Annotated in this window: 1 protein-coding gene; it reads left to right on the top strand. The window is 34.9% G+C overall.

Translation table 11 applies throughout. The annotated features are described in order from the left end of the window. Nucleotides 1-241 (top strand): SDR family NAD(P)-dependent oxidoreductase (locus KVT11_RS20465; RefSeq protein ID WP_217609207.1); only part of this gene is annotated, 241 nt, incomplete at both ends.

Below are 241 nucleotides of genomic sequence, written 5' to 3'. Positions count from 1 at the left end.
CTCATTAATAATGCAGGATATGCCAATGGTGGATTTGTAGAAGAAATTCCAGTAGAGGAATACCGTAAACAATTTGAAACGAACTTTTTTGGTGCTATATCGATTACTCAGCTTGTTTTACCATATATGAGAGAACAAAAAAGCGGAAAAATTATTAATATAAGCAGCATTAGTGGTCAAGTTGGATTTCCTGGTCTATCTCCTTACGTTTCTTCCAAATATGCATTAGAAGGATGGAGTG

Source organism: Bacillus sp. GbtcB10 (assembly GCF_019091365.1).
Lineage (GTDB): Bacteria > Bacillota > Bacilli > Bacillales > Bacillaceae > Bacillus > Bacillus altitudinis.
Note: the sequence above shows the minus strand (reverse complement) of the source record. Positions and strands in the feature narration are given on the sequence as shown.